Here is a 16910-nt window from a genome sequence, read left to right as displayed (position 1 = left end):
CCTAGACGCGGGGCCGCCGTCGGCGGCGGCCCCGCGCCGGTCAGACGATCGTCAGACCGACCTCGCCGCCGGACGTGGCGTCGCCGTACAGCGTGACCTCGATCGTGTACGTGCCCGGCTCGAGCTCGGCGTCCGCCCACTCGTCGCCGTACTCCGCGTTGGCGTCGCCGGTGACGATCACGGCGCCGTCCGCGTCGCGCAGCGTGAGGACGATGTCGGCCTCCTCGTCGTAGTTGATCGCGTCGAGGAGCACCCACCCGGCGGAGGTGACGGTCAGCTCCGCCGTGGCGGACCCCGTCGACAGCTCGACGTCCAGCCAGCCCTCGTCGCCGGCGCCGGCGATCTGCGCCTCGGCGCGGTCGAGCTCGTACGCGCTGTCGTCGCGGTACTGGAACTCCGAGAAGTCGTCCGGGAGGTCGTCCTCGAAGTCGGCGTACGCCTCGAAGTCCACCGTGACGCCCGGAGCCGCGACGACGACGACGTCCAGGCACCCGGCGTCCTCGCAGGAGGTCAGAGCGCCGGCGCCGTCGACGCCCCCCGCGCTCCATCCTTCCTCCCGGGCGTCGGCATACGCAGCCAGGCCGTAGGTGCCGTGCTGCAGCGCGACCTCCTCACCGTCGGCGACGAGTGGGAGCGCGGACGCGTCGTCGACGTTCACGACGACCTGCACCGGCTCGCCCGCGGGCACCACCAGCTGCACCAGCTGCGCGCCGGCCGCGGTGACGCGCGCGGCGCCGACGGCCGGGTGCTCGCCCCGCTCGGGCTCCCACGTGCCGTAGACCGCCGCGCTCCAGTCGGGGAAGCGCTCGCCCGGGGCGTAGAACGAGATGTCGTCGACCTCGACGCCCGCGGGGACGGCCACCGAGACCACCTGGCCCTCGCCCGCCTCGACCTCGAGCAGCACGTTGCCGGCGGCGTCGGGCGTCACCGTGTGCTCGCCGACGCCGACCGTCTCGCGCTCGCCGTGCTCGGCCACGCCGAGGAAGTCGACGAGGTACGCGTCCGGCACCGCGGCCAGCGCGGTGGTCAGGTTGTCGTAGACCGTCGCGACCGGGTCGACCTGGTAGCCGCCCTCGACGGCCACGACCGTCAGCACGAGCCCGTCGATGCCCGTGGCCTCGACCAGCTCGGCGGGCAGGCACTCCTCGACGCCCTGGGAGGTGATGCACGAGCCGTCGAGCTCGAACGAGCCGTCCTCGCCACCGACCGTGCCCTCGAGGACGAGCCGGTCGACCCGGACGTGCCGCACGTCGCCGGACCCGCCCTCGTCGGTGGTCTCGAGCTCGGTCACCGCGAGGTTGACGCCACCGTCGTCGTAGAGCTCCTGCAGCACCTCCGCGAAGGGGTAGAGGCCGCCGACCAGGTCGATCGGCAGCGCGTCGAGCAGGGCCGTCACGTCACCGGAGCCGGCGCCGTCGACGAGCAGGCGCACGGCCTCCTCGGGGCTCTCGCCCACGGTGCGGTCGCCGGACGAGGCGGCCCGTACGGCCGCGTCGAGCGCGGCGAAGTCGGGCTCGGGACCCTCCGAGAGGGTCGTGGCGAGGTCCGCGACCGTGCCGAGCAGGCTGACGTACCAGTCGCCGTCCTGGCGGACGACCACGAAGGTGGTGTCGACGCCGGGCGACGCGATCGGGTTGCCCTCGTCGTCGACGTCGTAGCTGAACAGGCCGACCGCGCTGCCGAGCACGTCGGCGAGGTCGATGTCGAACGAGGTGGACTCCTCGTCCAGCACGTTGCCGCTGTCGTCCCACCCGGTCACCCAGTCCGGATCGACGTCCTCGACCTCGGTCGACTGCACGTCGGCGGGCAGGTCCTCGTCGCTGTAGGCGTACCAGCCGTACTCGTCCTCGGAGTCGTACACCACGGCGTCCCCGCCACCGGAGTAGGCGCCGGAGTAGGCGATCGCCCCGAAGAAGGTCTCCGTGAGCACCTCCGAGATCGGGCTGCCGTCCTCGGTCGAGATCCGCAGCGTCCCGGCGGTCACCGTCACGCGGCTGACGTCGGTGCCGACCGCCTCGCTGGACAGCTCGAGGCCCTCGATCTCGTACTCGAGACCGATGCTCCCGACGTCGGTGACCTCGGCACCGAACGCCGCGAGCCGGGTCTCCATCGCCTCCTCGAAGGCGACGGCGCCCCGGACCTCGCCGGGGCTCGTCGCGGCGAGGGTGGCCGCGCCGTCCTCGGCGGCGATGCCGTTCAGGAAGTCCTCGACCGCCTCCTCGGGCGAGCTCGAGCCCGCCCCGAAGCCGGCGACCGCGACGAGCACGCCGCCGACCAGCAGGACGGCGAGCGCGCTGAGCACGACGGTGATCCAGCCGCGGCGCGACGCGGTCGGCTCCTCGCCGAGCGGGGCGCCCGGGCGCGGGGGGAGCGCGGGCAGCGGCGGCGGGGCGGCGACGTGGCTCATCAGGACTCCTGGACGGTGCGGGCGGTGCGGGCGGTGCGTCCGGGGGAGGCGTCGAGGGCGACGCCGACGAGGACGAGGAGGGCGGCGAGGCCGCCGACGGCGGCACCGAGGCCCGGTCGGGCGGCGTCGAGACGGGTGGGGTCGAGACCGGCGAGGCGCACGAGCAGCACGGCGACCAGCGCGACCGCGACGGCGCCGGCGAGCGCGCGCAGGAGGCGTACCGGTCGCAGGCGCACGGCCGCGGTGGCCAGCAGCAGGGCCCCGAGCACCGGCACCGCCAGCAGGACGACGACGTCGCCGGCGCCGACGACGCTCAGCGTGCCGTCGAGGGCCAGCGCGACGACCTCGACGGGCGGGGTCCGCGACAGCGAACCGCTCGAGGCCCACGGCAGGAAGGTCTGGACCACCAGGGCCGTGCCGGCCAGCCCGCACAGCGCGCCGACGACGGCAGCACGTCGGTCCATCGGTCCCTCCCAGGCTCGCTGCGGCGCCGGGTGGGGCCTGCGGTCAGCGAACAGTAAGGTCCGCGGGTCGCGGGCGTACCCGATTCGCCGCATCCGGCTCCGCGACGAGGTGAGACCTGCGTCCTACCCTGGCCCCATGAGCGACGACGTGCGCCCGGTCCACGGCGCGGACTCCGAGGTCGGCCGGCTGCGGACGGTGATGCTGCACCGCCCCGGCCCCGAGCTGAAGCGCCTCACCCCGCGCAACAACGACAAGCTGCTCTTCGACGGGATCCCGTGGGTCAGCCGCGCGCAGGAGGAGCACGACGCCTTCGCCGCGGCGCTGCGCGAGCGCGACGTCGAGGTGCTCTACCTGACCGAGCTGCTCACCAAGACCCTCGAGGACCCGCAGGCCCGGGGACACGCCATCACCTCGGCGCTCACGGGGCTGCACCTGGGCGACACGCTGCGGGCGTACCTCGGCCACGCGCTCGCGGACGCCTCCCCGGCCGAGCTCACCGAGGTGCTCACCGCAGGCATCCGCAACGACGAGGTGCGCGGCGGCCACGGCCTGGTCACCTCGCTGCTCGCGCCCGACGACTTCCTCGTCGACCCGCTGCCCAACCTGCTGTTCACGCGCGACTCCAGCGTGTGGGTGCGCGACCGGGTCGCCGTCACCAGCCTCGCCATGCCGGCGCGGGCCCGGGAGACGCAGCTGACCGAGCTGATCTACACCCGCCACCCCCGGTTCGCTGGCACGCGGCGCTTCCACGGCTGGCACAACGAGTACGTCGAGGGCGGCGACGTGCTGCTCCTCGGCCCCGGCGTGGTCGCGGTCGGGGTCGGCGAGCGCTCCACCCCCGCCGGCGTCGAGCGCCTCGCGCGCCAGGCCTTCCACGCGGGGCTGGCGCACACGGTGCTCGCGGTGCCGATCGCGCAGGAGCGCGCCACCATGCACCTCGACACCGTGTGCACGATGGTCGACGTCGACAAGATCGTGATGTACCCCAACGTCGCCGACAGCCTCCGGGCGTACGCCGTCACCCCCCGCGGCGACGTCGGCGCCGGGGAGGCCGAGCTCGAGCTGGCGGTCGCGCCGCCCGAGCCGTTCCTCGTGGCCGCCGCGAAGGCGATGGGCATCGACACCCTGCAGCAGATCGACACCGGCCTCGACCCGGTCACCGCCGAGCGCGAGCAGTGGGACGACGGCAACAACACGCTGGCGCTGGCGCCGCGCGTGGCCGTGGCCTACGAGCGCAACGACGAGACCAACGACCGGCTCGAGGCGGCCGGCATCGAGGTCGTGCGGATCGCCGGCTCCGAGCTGGGCTCGGGCCGCGGCGGCCCGCGGTGCATGAGCTGCCCGGTGCTGCGCGACCCCGTGGGCTGAGGGCCGCGCAGCACCCCGGGTCTCAGACGGCGGCGACGGCGTCGCGGCGGGCGCGACCGACGGCGTACGCCAGCGCTGCCGCGACGAGGATGCCGACCACCGGCGGGATGCCGACGCCGATGCGGTCCGAGCCCCAGGCCAGGGCGCTGGCGACCGCGTAGCTGCCGAGCATCAGGCCGTCGACCCGCGGCAGCGGCGCCCCCTCCGGCATGCCGCGGCGCCAGCGGGCGAGGAAGTCGCCGATGATCACGCCGCCCAGCGGCGGCACGAAGATGCCCAGCAGCACCAGGTAGTCCACGAGGTGCTGGTGCATGCCGAGGAGCGCGAGCAGGGTGCCGATCACCGAGCCGCCGACGACGAACGGCGTCTTGCTGGGCCGGTCGAACAGGGCGGCGCCGGCGACCCCGAAGGCGTACGCGGTGTCGGCGTTCGACTTCCACAGGTTGCCGAACAGCAGGAACAGGCCCCAGCCGACCAGCCCGAGCTGGTAGAGCACGAGCACGAAGTCGCCCTCGCCGAACGTCATGGCGCCGACGGCGCCGAAGAAGATCATCAGCCCGTTGCCGATGAGGAAGCCGACGCAGCAGGCCACGACGGCGTGCCAGCCGAAGCGGGCGAAGCGGGTCCAGTTCGGCGTCTGGGTGCCCGCGGAGACGAACGTCCCGACCACGGTGGTGACCGCGACGGCGGTCGCCATCGAGCCGTCGGGCTCGAGGCGGTCGAGGCCGGCCCAGCCGCCGACCTCGTCGAGCGAGCGCTGCAGCACCCACACGGCCAGGATCAGGATGAGCGGGGTCGAGACGAGCGAGACCCAGTACATCCCGCGGTAGCCGTAGCAGGCGGTCAGGCACATCACGGCGCTGGCGAGCACCATGACGGCCGCCTTCGCGGCGTACGACTCCCACCCGGCGGCCTGGGCGGTGAGCTCGCCGATGGTGCCGATGATGACGCCGTACCAGCCGATCTGGGTGCCGCCGAGCAGCACCGAGGCGAGCCGCGAGCCCGACGTGCCGAGGGTGTAGCGGGCCATCACGACGGTGGTGAGCCCCGTGCGGGCGCCGATCCAGCCGAGGACGGCGACGTAGGCCCCGAGGATGAGCGAGCCGAGCAGGATCACCCACAGCAGGTCGGCGAGCGGGAACGCGTTGCCGAGCTCGGCGCCCGCGAGCATCGTCGGGGTGAAGACCGTGAAGCCGAGCAGCACGACCGCGAGCGAGAACAGCGACTTGCGCGCGTGCGGCGGCACCGGCGTGACCGGGTAGTCGGGGTCGACGACCGGTACGCCCGGCTGCCCGGCCGCTGGGGACCCCGCCGCCTGCGTCCCCGCCCCGCGCAGGGCCTCGTCGGAGCTCACGACTCCTCGCCGATGTCCTCGGCCCACACCTCGGGCCGCTCCGCCATCATCCGCTCCATCAGCCGGCGGCACTCCGCGTCGTCGACGACGTCGATCTTCACGCCGTGGGAGCGCAGCCAGTCCTCGGAGGCCTGGAAGCTGCGGTTCTCGCCGACCACGACGCGCGGGATCCCGTACAGCACGACCGTCCCGGCGCACATGTAGCAGGGCGAGAGGGTCGTGTAGAGGACGCTCTCGCGGTAGACCCGCGCCGGCTGCCGGCCCGCGTTCTCCAGGCAGTCGGTCTCGCCGTGCCGGATCGCGCTGCCGAGCTGCACCCGGCGGTTGCGGCCGACCGCCAGCACCTCGCCGTCGTGCACGAGCGCGGCGCCGATCGGCACCCCGCCCTCGTCCCAGCCCGTGCGGGCCTGCTCGACGGCCAGGTCCAGGAACCTCTGCTCGTGCTCGTCCATGTCGTGCACCTCTCGCTCCGTGGGCCCCGCCGCCACGACGGGGCTTGTGACGTGCCCCACATGATGGTCCGATGGGCCGCGACCGCCCAGGGACGATCCGTCCCGTTCGCCACCCGTCCTGCCTGACGTTCCGTCCCCTGATCGCCCGCTCCTGCCCGTCACCCGCACGCCCTCCGGAGGCGCCTCGTGATCCCGCTCGCCGACGTGCTCGACCTGCCCTCGTTCCGGGCCGCCGAGCCCCGGGTGCTGGCGGGCCGGGTCGAGGGCACGGGCGTGCGCTGGGTGCACTCCTCCGAGGTCTACGAGATGGGCGCGCTCCTGGAGGGCGGCGAGGTGCTGCTGACCACCGGTCTCGGCCTGCACGGGCGCACCGACGCGCAGCTGGGCCGCTACGTCGACGAGCTCGCCGACGCCGGCTGCGTCGCCCTGGGGCTGGAGCTCGGGCGGTCGTTCCTGTCCGTGCCCGACGCGCTCGTCGACCGCGCCGCCCGGCGGGGGCTCGTCCTGATGACCTTCGACGCGGTGGTGCCCTTCGAGCGGCACGTCGAGGACTTCCACGAGCTGGTGGTGCGGCGCCGGGGCGAGGACGGCGCGGCGGACGCGGTCCCGCTGCGCTTCCTCGACCTCGTGCTCGACGGCGCCGGCCTGCGGCCCCTGCTGGACGAGGTGGCGCGCGCCGCCGGCTGCCGCGCCGACCTGGTCGACCTCGACGACCGCCTGGTCGAGAGCAGCCGGATCCGCACGGTCGCGGAGCCGACGGAGCGGACGCGGGCGAGGGTCGGGGGCCGCGACGGCGCCCGCGGCGCGCTGGTCCTGCACGGCGCCGAGGGGCCGCTGACCCGACGGGTGGCCGACCAGGCGGCGGTCGCGGTCGCGCTCGAGCTGGCCCGCCACCCGGACGTCGGGCGGCACTCCTCGGCCGAGCAGGCGGCCGTGACCGACCTGCACGCCGGGGTGCTCCTCGCCGCCGGCGACGTCGCCGCGCGCCTGGCCCACGCGGGGCTCGCCCCGGGCGCCGACGAGCTGGTCACCACCGCGCTCGACGCCGGCCCCCGCGTCGCGCCCGCCGACCTGCTGGCCGCGCTGCGCGACCAGCTCGGCCCCGGCCGGTCCGGCGACGGCCCCGCCGGCGCGGCCGGGATCGCGGCCGTGGCCGGCATCGTCGGCACGCACGTGGTCACCGTGGGGCGTACGCCCGCCTCCTGGGACGCGGGGAGCGTGCGGCGCCACCTCGGCGTGGTCGCCGACCAGCTGGCGCAGCGGCTGCCCGCGGCCCCCGGCGTGCTGCTCGCGGTGACCCCGCCGGACGCCGACCTGACGCGGCTCTCGGACCGCCTGCGGGAGGCGCGCGACCTGGCCGCGCTGGCGCGGCGCTACGGCCGTGTCCACGGCGTCGTGCTGCCGCGCGACGTGGGCGTGCAGCGGCTGCTGACCGCGACCGTCGACCCCGCCGCTCTCGCCGTGTTCGTCGCCGAGCAGCTCGGCCCCCTCGTCGACGAGGACCGCGCGCACGGGTCGGCCCTGCTGCGCACGCTCGACGCGTACTTCTCCGCCGGTCTCGGCAAGGCCGCCACGGCCCACGCGCTCGGCATCCGCCGCCAGTCGCTCTACGGCCGGCTGCGGCGCGTCGAGCGGCTGCTGGGTGTCGACCTCGACGACCCCGAGCACCGCGCCGGGCTCACGGTGGCGCTGACGGCGTGGCGGTTGCGCACCGGTCTGGACCCCCAGGCGTCGTTCTGACCCGCTGCCCGAGCTGCTGGACACGTGCGGGCCCAGCCGCGAGGATCACGGCGGGGAGGATCCAAACCGGCGTCGACGGTCGTCGCCGGCGACCCCGGAAGGTGGACCGCATGCCTGTCTTCGACTCCCTCACGCCCGCCGAGATCGCGACCGTGAAGGCGGCCGGCACGCTGCTGCCGCTGCCGGCCGGCTGGTCGCCGATCAACGAGCGCACGGGCGCCGACAAGGCGTACGTGATCCTCGAGGGCGAGGTGTCGGTGCGGCGCGACGGCCGCGAGATCGCGACGCTCGGGCCCGGCGACATCATGGGCGAGATGGCGATCGTCAACCACACGCTGCGCACCGCGACGATCGTGGCGTTGACGCGGCTCAAGGTCGTCCACCTGACCCCCGAGGCGATCACCGACCTCAGCGCGCGCGTGCCCGCCTTCGGCGAGGCGGTCCGCGAGGCCGCGGCCTCGCGCGTCGGCACCGAGTGACCGCAGCGCCCGGCGGAGCGGAGGGCGCCGGCGGGGCCGAGGGCCCCGGCGACGTCCCGCTCGCCCCCGAGCGGCTCGCGATCGACGGCGACGGGGCCCGCGCGGTCGTGCGCTCGGTCGAGGTCGGCCTGCTCGGCGGGGAGCCGAGCCTGACCCGGCGGCAGGTCGCCGACCGCGTCGGCGTGCCGTTCACCCTGGCCGAGGAGCTGTGGCACCGACTGGGCTTCGCCCACCACGACGAGGACGACGTGGCGTTCACCGAGGCCGACGTCGAGGCCTTGTCGCTCGCGCGCGACCTGGTGATGCTGGGCATCCTCGACGCCGAGTCGCAGGCCGCGCTGGTGCGCACCTGGGGCCGCAGCTTCGCGCGGCTCGCCGAGTGGCAGGTCGACCTGCTCGCCCGGCTGGCGCTCGACTCCGAGGAGCCCGGCGCACGCGTCGTCGAGCTGACCGAGGAGATCCTGCCGCGCCTCGAGGTCCTGCAGAGCTACGTGTGGCGCCGCCACCTCGTCAGCGCCGCGAACCGCATGCTCACCCCGACGGTGGCCGACCCGGCCGGCGCCCGCCCCGGCGAGGGGCCCGTGCCGCTCGCGGTGGGCTTCGTCGACATCGTCGGCTACACCTCCCGCAGCCGCCAGCTGACGGAGGCCGAGCTGGTCGCCTGGGTCGAGGAGTTCGAGGACGCGGCGACGACCGTCGTCGTCGACCGCGGCGCCCGCGTGATCAAGACGATCGGCGACGAGATCCTCTACGTCACCGACGATCCCGTGCAGGCCGCCGAGATCGCCCTGGTCCTCACCGACCGCGGCAGCGACCCCGACGACCCGTTCCCCGCCGTGCGGGCCGGGGTGGCGTACGGCGGGGTGGTCACCCGCCTCGGCGACGTCTACGGCGCCACCGTCAACGTCGCCGCCCGCCTCACCTCGATCGCCCGGCCGGGCACGGTCGTCGTCGACCAGGGCCTGCAGAACGTGCTGGTCGGCCTGGCCACCCCGCCGGAGGACGAGGACCCCGACGAGGCCGAGGACGACCACCAGGACGAGGACGGACTCGACGAGGAGGCGCAGGACGGCGGGCCCGCCGGACACCTGCGCGACGACCTGCGCCGGTTCGCCGACGACCTCACGGACGAGGCGTACCAGCGGGCGCGCGAGGCGCTGTCGATGCTGACCGGCGAGGAGTCGCCGGAGCACCTGCCCTACCGCTTCCGGCGCATCCGGCGGGCCAACGTGAAGGGCTACCCGGGCCTGCGGGGCCGGGTCCTGCGGCGCGCGTAGACCGCCCCGGACCCGCATCCGCAGACCCGTCCCGCGCACCCCTGGGCAGGGCCGACGCGCTCCCCTAGGCTCCGATCGGCCCGACTTGGGGCGCCCGTGCATAACTCCGGCGCCCGGGTGGCATAGAGGGGCCGGCAGACGTGCGACGGGCACGCGAGGAGGAGGGGCGGATGGCGCAGCTCAGGGCCGAGAAGCGGGTGCTGCTGGCCGACCTGCAGGGCACGACCGTGCGGGCCATGTCGGGCTCGATGGTCGCCTACCAGGGCCAGGTCGAGTTCAAGAGCGCCGGCATGGGCGGTGGCGGCGGCTTCCGGGCCGCGATCCGCCAGCGCGTCGCGGGCGAGTCGATCTCGCTGATGGAGTGCTCCGGGCACGGTCGCGTGCACCTCGCCTACCAGGCGCAGGACGTCACCGTGATCCACGTGCAGAACGACACGGTGACGGTCGAGTCCGAGCACATCCTCGCGGTCACGCCCGACCTGCAGCTCGACGTCCAGTTCGCCGGCCTGCGGGGGATGACCTCCGGCCAGGGCCTGGCGACGACGAAGGTGATGGGGTCCGGGCAGCTCGCGATCGTCTCCGACGGCCCGCTGATCGGGTTGGAGGTCGCGCCCGGGCAGCCGCTGGTCGTCGACCCCGACGCGTACGTCGCGGGGCTCGGCAACCTGCAGATGTCCCTGGTCTCCGGGGTCACCTGGCGCTCGCTGGTCGGCGACGGCAGCGGGGAGCCGTTCTCGCTGCGCTTCGAGGGCCACGGGCGCGTCTACATCCAGCCGGCCGAGCGGTGAGGGGCACGCGATGAGCTACGAGGTCGTCAACGCCAAGGTCGTGCGGGTGAACGTCACGCAGGCGAGCCCCGTGCTGGCGCGCCGCGGCGCGATGCTGGGCTACTCCGGCGAGGTCGCGTTCCGCCCCGTCGCGGGGCAGGGCCAGGGCGTCGGGGGGATGGTCGGGGCCGCGATGTCCGGGGAGTCCAACCGGATGATGGTCGCCGAGGGCAACGGGACGGTGCTGTACGGCTTCCGCGGCCTCTACGTCACCGTCGTCGACCTGACCGGCGACTCGCTCGTGGTCGAGGCCGACCGGCTGCTGGCCCACGACGGCAACCTGCAGACCAGCATCGAGATGGTCGGCCAGGGCGGCGTGCGCCAGATGGCCCGCGGCGCGATGACCGGGCAGGGCCTGTTCACCACCCGGGTCAGCGGCCACGGCACGGTCGCGCTGCTCTCCCACGGCGGCACGTTCCCGCTGCAGCTCGCCGGGGAGCAGGTCGGCGTCGACCCCCAGGCGTACGTCGCGCACACCGGCGCCCTGCAGGTCGACCTCAAGGCGTCCGTGGGGATGCGCGACCTCATCGGTCGCGGCTCCGGCGAGGCGTTCCAGCTGCACGTGTCCGGCCACGGCACCGTCTACGTCCAGGCCTCGGAGGAGAAGTTCTGATGATCGACGGCATCCAGTCCCCGACCTTCGACGCGAGCACGCTGCCCGACGACGACAACGTCAACGCGTACGCGTTCTCCATCGCCCTGGCGGGCGAGTGGTTCGTGTCGAAGGGCGCGATGATCGCCTACTACGGCAACGTCGACTTCGCCGGCGTCAGCCAGTACGCCTCCCGCGCGAGCTGGGTGGCCGCGCGCTTCTCCTCGCCGCTCTACGTCAGCGAGTGGGTGGTGGCGAGCGGGCACGGGAAGGTGGTCGTCGCCGACCGCGGCCACGACGTGAACTCCTACGACCTCGAGGAGGGCAACCTGACGATCAAGCAGGCCAACCTCCTCGGGTTCCAGACCTCGCTCGAGCTCAAGCAGTCGATCGTGCCCGGGTTCGTGACCCTGGTCGGCACGGGCAAGTTCCTCGCCTCGTCGAACGGGCCGGTGATCTTCGTGGAGCCACCGTTCCGAGCCGACCCCGACGCGCTGCTCGGCTGGGCCGACTGCCCCTCGCCCAGCCAGCACTACGACTACAACTGGATGGCGCAGTCGTTCATGGCCGGGGTGCAGGGCATGTTCGGGCGCGAGTCCGGCGAGGAGCGGCAGTACGACTTCACCGGCGCCGGCACGATCCTGCTGCAGAGCTCGGAGCAGCTGCGGGTCGACGGCGCGCTGATGAAGGTCGTCGAGAGCCACACCAACCTGCTCGACGCGCAGTCCGCCGGCCAGCTCGGGCAGCGGCTCGTGGCGCGCTCGCAGCAGTCGAACCGCTAGACCGGCGCAGCCCCGGGCACTCGGGCGACCACTCGTCCGTTAGACACGGGGAAGACGGAAATCACCACGGCGTCGACCGACGTCACCAACCGAAGGGGAACGCACCATGGGAGTCTCGCTCAGCAAGGGCGGCAACGTCTCGCTCTCGAAGGAGGCCCCCGGCCTCACCGCCATCGACATCGGCCTCGGCTGGGACGTCAACACGTTCTCGGGCGGGGACTTCGACCTCGACGCCTCGGCGATCCTCCTCGGCGCGAACGGCAAGGTCGTCTCCGACCAGCACTTCATCTTCTTCAACAACCTCACCTCGCCGGACGGCTCCGTCCAGCACACCGGCGACAACCTCACCGGCGAGGGCGAGGGCGACGACGAGCTGATCAAGGCGAACGTCGCGTCCATCCCCGCCGAGATCGAGCGGATCGTCGTCGCGGTCTCGATCTACGACGCCGACACGCGCAACCAGAACTTCGGCGCGGTGCGCAACGCGTTCATCCGCGTGGTCAACCAGGCCAACGGCACGGAGATCGCGCGCTACGACCTCACCGAGGACGCCTCGGTCGAGACCGCGATGGTCTTCGGCGAGGTCTACCGCAACGGCAGCGAGTGGAAGTTCAAGGCCGTCGGCCAGGGCTACGCCTCGGGCCTGCGCGGCATCGCCGCCGACTTCGGCGTCAACGTCTGAGCGACACGCTCCACGGCCCGCACCGGGCCGGACGACGAGAGGGCCGGCTCCCGCTGCTGCGGGAGCCGGCCCTCTGCCGTGGACGAACCGTGGACGGTGCTCGCGGTGCGGACGGTCCCGGCCGGAAATGAAGGTCCGGCCGCTGCTGACGGGGGATACAGCAACGACCGGACATTGAAGAATCTACTGACCCGGGACCGGCGAGGCAACTCCTCGGGGCCCGCGGGTTCCGTGACTTCCCCCGACCGTATCCGTCTGGTCCAGGCTCAGCGAATCGTGACCTGCCGGCCGGCCAGCGCGGACCGCACCGAGCGCTCCTGGGTGCTCAGCGGCGTGTCGTCGTCGAGCACCTCGGCCAGCCGCGCCGCGAACGCCGCGGCGGGCTCCTCGAGGGCGTCCGCACCCGTTCCCGAGGCGAGGTCCCACACCGGCGTCAGCAGGCCGTGGGCCCGGAACATGCCGACGAGGCGGCCACCCTCGACGAGGGTGTCCTCCCCCGCGGCGTGCAGGCGGGCCAGGGCGTCGAGCAGCGCGTCCTCCGGGTGCGGCATCGGCCAGCGCAGGTGCTCCTTGGTCGAGACGTCGGCCCAGTAGGCCGCGTCCACGCCGGTCAGGCGCGAGCTCGGCGTCATCTGGGCGTCGGCCTGCTCGGCCGCGGCCGCCACGGCGCCCGTCTCGTCGCCGATCAGGTCGGCCCAGTAGCCGAACGAGTCGTGGACCGTGATGTCGAGCGGACCGTCGACCAGCAGGTCCTGCAGGCGCGGACCCTCGCCCGGGTCGGCCGTCAGACCGACGGTGCCCACCTCACCGGCCTCGGCCTGCTCGATGGCCTCGAGCAGCACGGCGGCCAGGTCGCGCGAGGGGTCGCCGAAGCTGTGCAGCACCTGCAGCCCGAGCACGATCGAGCCGTCCTCGCGGACGTACGCCGGAGCCGCGCCCGGCAGCAGCGTGGCCAGGGTGACCGTGCGGTCGGAGCCCACCAGCGTGAGCGGCGCCGACGCCGCGGGCACGAGCTCGCGCAGCGCGATCAGGTCGCACTCGGAGGCGAGGCCCTCGAACGGCCGCTGCACGAAGACGGGCGGGGGGCCGCTCGGGTCGCCGTGGCACGCCTTGTAGCGACGGCCGGAGCCGCAGGGGCAGGGCTGCCGGGGACCGACCTCGCCGGGGGTCGTCTGCTGGTCGCGGGCCTTGGTGCGGGAGCGCTTCGCCATGGCGACCACCCTAGGGCGTACGCCCCGCGCGCCCGCCGCCGCAGGCGTCAGGTCGCGTCGACGAGCCCGCGGATCACCCGCGGCCGGTCGGTGATCACGGCGCTCACCCCGATCTCGCGGCACAGCGCCAGCTGCTCGGGGGTGTTGACCACCCAGGCGTGCACCTCGTGCCGCCCCTCCGCGAGCCGCCACGCCAGGCCGGGGTGGTCGGTCAGCTCGCCGATCCCCGGCCCGACGATCCAGTCCTCGCCGATCATCCGGCGCAGGGCCGGCCACATCGGCGCGTGCTCGAAGAGCTGCACGACCCGCAGGTCCGGCGCGAGGCGACGGACCCGCTGCAGCGCGGTGTGCGAGAAACTCATCACCCGAACGGGCGCCTCGGCGTGGTCCCAGCCGAAGTCGCGCAGCAGCTGCACGAGGCGTCGCTCGACGAGGCCGCCGTAGCGCGTCGGGTGCTTCGTCTCGATCGCCAGCTCGACCCGGCGCGGGTGGTCGGCGGCGACCTCGAGCAGCTTGCGCAGGGTCAGCACCCCGTGGAGGGACTCGTCGACCACGGGGGCCTCGTCGTCCAGCTCGGCCCACGGCCGCTTCCACGACGCGACGTCGAGGTCGTGCAGGTCCGCGAGCTCCATCGTCGAGATGACCTGGTGGCGGCGCTCGGGTGCGATCCGGCGCAGGTCGCGGTCGTGCACGCAGACCAGGTGGCCGTCGGCGGTGAGCCGCACGTCGCACTCGAGGCCGTCGGCGCCCGAGTCGAGGGCGTCGAGGTACGCCGCCAGCGTGTGCTCGGCGATGTCCTCGCTGGCTCCGCGGTGGGCGACGACCTCCGGCCTCATGCGGACCATTCTTCCCACATCGGCGTCGCGGTCGCAGGAGTCACGCGCCGAGGAGGCGGCCCACCTCGACCAGCACGGCCGCCTGGGCGCCCGTCAGCCGCGGGTCGTCGGCGACGTCCGGCACCTCGTCCTCCCGCAGCGCCGCGATCCGCTCCCCCAGCGCCCCCGTCGTGAGCCCCTCGAGCAGCGGACGGGCCAGGTCGGCCAGCTCCGCGGCCAGGGCGGCGACCGCCTCCGGCGCGTCGGTCGCCGCCTCGGGGAGCTCGGCGAACCGGGCCGTGACCGCCGCCAGCCGCTCGCGGTCCATGCGCAGCGCGCCGTCGGCGTACCCCGCCAGGTCGGCCTCGCCGTCCGGGCCCTCCGCGAGCCGCGCGACGAGCAGCCCCGCGTCCCGCTCGACCGCGACCATCCCGGCGAGGCCCGCGACGCCGGCCCCCAGGGCGCCGACGCCGACCACGTCCATCAGCTCCTGCAGGCCGGCGGGCACCTCGGGTCGCGCCCGCGCCTCGCGCAGCCGCCGGACTCGCTCGCGCTGCGCCTCGAGCCGCGCGATCTGCTCCGCCAGCTCGCGGTCGAGGTCGTCGAGCAGCGCGGCCGCGTCGTCGTGGTCGGCCCGTCCGTCGGCCGGGTCGTCGAGGTAGCGGTGGACGCGCTCGAGCGGTACGCCGAGCTCCGCCAGCCGCCGCACCCGCAGCAGCCGGGCGACGTGCTCGAGGCCGTAGTCGCGGTAGCCGTTCGACGCCCGCTCCGGCTCCGGCAGGACACCGAGCTGGTGGTAGTGCCGCAGCGTGCGCACCGACACGCCCGCGAGCGCCGCGACCTCCTTCGACCGCACCGCTCAGCCCGCCCGGCTCACGACGTCCACCCGGTCAGTGTCCCGCACGCCCGTGCCCCCCCCTGCTCCGTCGAGTTGCGGGTTGCGCCGCGGATCCGGGCGTCGAGTTGCGGGTTGCGCCGCGGATCCGGGTGTCGAGTTGCGGGTTGCGCCGCGGCAAAGGTGCACGAACAGCGGCGAACGGGGCCGCATCGGCGAGCACGAGCTGCCCGAGCACCCGTTCGCCGCGATCCGTGCTGACGTGCGTACCCCCGGCGCAGTCCGCAGCTCGACGCGCCCAGCGCGGCACAACCCGCAACTCGACGCGCCCAGCGCGGCACGACCCGCAACTCGACGCGCCCCGCACCCTCAGACTCCGCCGCCGGCGCGGGGGCCGAGGGCGTGGGGGTCGAGGTCGCGGAGGGCGGGGGCGGCGAGCGCGACGAGCACGCCGGCGCACCACAGGCCCGCCACGGCGAGGCCGGCGGCCTGCGGGGAGACCTGGTCGACCAGCACGGCGGCGCCGAGGATGCCGAGGGACGGCGCCGCGGTCATGATCGCGTTCTGCGTGCCCATCACGCGCCCGCGCAGCCCGTCGGGGATCCGCTCGACCATCACGACGCCGAGCACGGTGCTGCCGATCCCGGAGAACAGGCCCAGCACGGCGGCGCCGAGCAGCACGACCACGACGGGTGGCAGCGCCCCGACCATGCCGACGCCGACGGCGGCCCCGAGCATCGCGACGACGAACCACGTGCGGCGGCTCAGGCGGGCGCCCACGACGGCGTACGCGGTCGTCCCGACCAGCATCCCGGCCGCCAGCGCGCTCAGCACCAGGCCGAGGCGGCCCTCCTGGCCCTCGAGGGTGAAGTGCACCGGGAGCAGGAGGCCCTGGTACGCGACCAGCACCGTCACCAGCAGCAGGTTCAGCAGGGTGACGCCCAGCAGCACGGGGCTGCTCCGGAACAGCCACGTCCAGCCCTCGCGCAGGTGGACCAGCGCGGCGCGCGGCGAGCGGCCCACCGGGGCGGCGTCGAGCTCGCCGACCTCCCGCGGCAGCAGCAGGGTGGTCAGGGCCGCGGCCAGCGCGAGGCCGGCGGTCACCCACAGCGCGCCGGTGCCGTCGAGGAAGGTGACCAGACCGGCGGCCAGGGCGGGGCCGACGAGCAGCACGACGGCGCCCACGCCCTCGCGCGCCGCCAGCAGCCGGTCGACGGTCAGACCGGCGTGCCGCGCCAGTCCGGGCAGGAGCGTCTCCCGGGCGGTGAGCCCGGGCACGTCGCCGAACGAGCCGACCACCCCGAGCAGCACGAACCAGCCGACGGACAGGCCGGTCAGCAGGTCGATGAGCGGCAGCGCCGCGATCGCCAGGCCGGACACGACGTCGGTGACGACGGAGGCGGTACGCCGGTGCACGCGATCGATGACGCCACCCATGAAGAGGCCCGCCAGCACCGCCGGCACGGCGGTCGCCGCGGCCACGATGCCGGCGTCGAGCGCGCTGCCGGTGGTCTGCAGGACGACGAGGGGCAGGACGACCGCGGCGACCGAGTTGCCGAGGACCGACAGGCCGTAGGAGACGAGGTAGACGACGGGGCTGCGCATGACCCCAGCGAAGACCGTG

At 74.5% G+C, this 16910-nt stretch carries 16 protein-coding genes; 8 read left to right on the top strand and 8 right to left on the bottom strand.

The features are described from left to right. Window positions 1-40: 40 nt before the first annotated feature. Together RDV89_RS09100 and RDV89_RS09095 are read right to left on the bottom strand one after the other, a co-directional pair. Window positions 41-2407, bottom strand: coding sequence for a hypothetical protein (locus RDV89_RS09100; protein ID WP_315732662.1), 2367 nt, complete (start codon window positions 2405-2407; stop codon window positions 41-43). Continuing rightward, window positions 2407-2871 carry a hypothetical protein gene (locus tag RDV89_RS09095; RefSeq protein ID WP_315732661.1) on the bottom strand — a complete coding sequence of 155 codons (465 nt, stop codon included), beginning with the start codon at window positions 2869-2871 and terminating at the stop codon, window positions 2407-2409. Before RDV89_RS09095 ends, RDV89_RS09100 begins: the two co-directional genes overlap by 1 nt. Before the next feature lie 136 nt (window positions 2872-3007). On the opposite strand from RDV89_RS09095, the gene RDV89_RS09090 reads away from it, so the two are divergent. Next, on the top strand, window positions 3008-4240 hold the full coding sequence (locus tag RDV89_RS09090; protein ID WP_315732660.1) for an arginine deiminase: 1233 nt from the start codon (window positions 3008-3010) through the stop codon (window positions 4238-4240). A 22-nt stretch (window positions 4241-4262) separates the two neighbouring features. On the opposite strand, the gene codB is transcribed toward RDV89_RS09090, so the two are convergent. Both codB and RDV89_RS09080 read right to left on the bottom strand, forming a co-directional pair. Further along, window positions 4263-5594 carry a cytosine permease gene (codB, locus tag RDV89_RS09085; protein WP_315732659.1) on the bottom strand — a complete coding sequence of 444 codons (1332 nt, stop codon included), beginning with the start codon at window positions 5592-5594 and terminating at the stop codon, window positions 4263-4265. Further along, the gene (locus RDV89_RS09080; RefSeq protein WP_315732658.1) at window positions 5591-6046 is read right to left on the bottom strand and encodes a nucleoside deaminase; all 456 of its coding nucleotides are present in this window, start codon (window positions 6044-6046) and stop codon (window positions 5591-5593) included. Before RDV89_RS09080 ends, codB begins: the two co-directional genes overlap by 4 nt. 186 nt (window positions 6047-6232) lie before the next feature. On the opposite strand from RDV89_RS09080, the gene RDV89_RS09075 reads away from it, so the two are divergent. The 7 genes from RDV89_RS09075 (at window position 6233) to RDV89_RS09045 (ending at window position 12425) form a co-directional block, all read left to right on the top strand. Then, the gene (locus tag RDV89_RS09075; protein ID WP_315732657.1) at window positions 6233-7786 is read left to right on the top strand and encodes a PucR family transcriptional regulator ligand-binding domain-containing protein; all 1554 of its coding nucleotides are present in this window, start codon (window positions 6233-6235) and stop codon (window positions 7784-7786) included. 110 nt (window positions 7787-7896) lie between these two features. Further along, a complete protein-coding gene (locus RDV89_RS09070; RefSeq protein WP_315732656.1) occupies window positions 7897-8265 on the top strand; it encodes a Crp/Fnr family transcriptional regulator in 369 nt (122 codons plus the stop codon). Continuing rightward, the gene (locus tag RDV89_RS09065) at window positions 8262-9542 is read left to right on the top strand and encodes an adenylate/guanylate cyclase domain-containing protein (RefSeq protein ID WP_315732654.1); all 1281 of its coding nucleotides are present in this window, start codon (window positions 8262-8264) and stop codon (window positions 9540-9542) included. Before RDV89_RS09070 ends, RDV89_RS09065 begins: the two co-directional genes overlap by 4 nt. A 170-nt stretch (window positions 9543-9712) precedes the next feature. After that, complete coding sequence (locus RDV89_RS09060; protein WP_315732653.1) at window positions 9713-10330, top strand: AIM24 family protein; 618 nt, start codon at window positions 9713-9715, stop codon at window positions 10328-10330. 10 nt (window positions 10331-10340) lie between these two features. Next, on the top strand, window positions 10341-10982 hold the full coding sequence (locus RDV89_RS09055; RefSeq protein ID WP_315732652.1) for an AIM24 family protein: 642 nt from the start codon (window positions 10341-10343) through the stop codon (window positions 10980-10982). Further along, window positions 10982-11743, top strand: a complete 762-nt coding sequence (locus RDV89_RS09050) for an AIM24 family protein (protein ID WP_315732650.1) — start codon at window positions 10982-10984, stop codon at window positions 11741-11743. The genes RDV89_RS09055 and RDV89_RS09050 overlap by 1 nt, the downstream gene beginning before the upstream one ends. Window positions 11744-11849: 106 nt before the next feature. Next, window positions 11850-12425 carry a TerD family protein gene (locus RDV89_RS09045; protein WP_315732649.1) on the top strand — a complete coding sequence of 192 codons (576 nt, stop codon included), beginning with the start codon at window positions 11850-11852 and terminating at the stop codon, window positions 12423-12425. A gap of 266 nt (window positions 12426-12691) precedes the next feature. Here RDV89_RS09045 and RDV89_RS09040 read toward each other — a convergent pair whose 3' ends face one another. From RDV89_RS09040 to RDV89_RS09025, 4 genes are all read right to left on the bottom strand, one after another. Beyond that, window positions 12692-13636, bottom strand: coding sequence for a DUF5926 family protein (locus tag RDV89_RS09040; protein ID WP_315732648.1), 945 nt, complete (start codon window positions 13634-13636; stop codon window positions 12692-12694). 47 nt (window positions 13637-13683) lie between these two features. Further along, on the bottom strand, window positions 13684-14472 hold the full coding sequence (locus RDV89_RS09035) for a glycerophosphodiester phosphodiesterase (protein WP_315732647.1): 789 nt from the start codon (window positions 14470-14472) through the stop codon (window positions 13684-13686). Window positions 14473-14512: 40 nt separating this feature from the next. Beyond that, entirely contained in the window at window positions 14513-15307 is a 795-nt protein-coding gene (locus RDV89_RS09030; protein WP_315732646.1) for a MerR family transcriptional regulator, read from the bottom strand. A 348-nt stretch (window positions 15308-15655) separates the two neighbouring features. After that, window positions 15656-16891: an MFS transporter gene (locus tag RDV89_RS09025; RefSeq protein WP_315732644.1), complete on the bottom strand. Its 1236-nt coding sequence runs from the start codon at window positions 16889-16891 to the stop codon at window positions 15656-15658. Between the last annotated feature and the right edge of the window lie 19 nt (window positions 16892-16910).

The organism is Nocardioides imazamoxiresistens, from assembly GCF_032378595.1.
In the GTDB taxonomy this organism is placed as follows: domain Bacteria; phylum Actinomycetota; class Actinomycetes; order Propionibacteriales; family Nocardioidaceae; genus Nocardioides; species Nocardioides imazamoxiresistens.
This window is presented reverse-complemented; position numbering and strand designations above follow the sequence as displayed.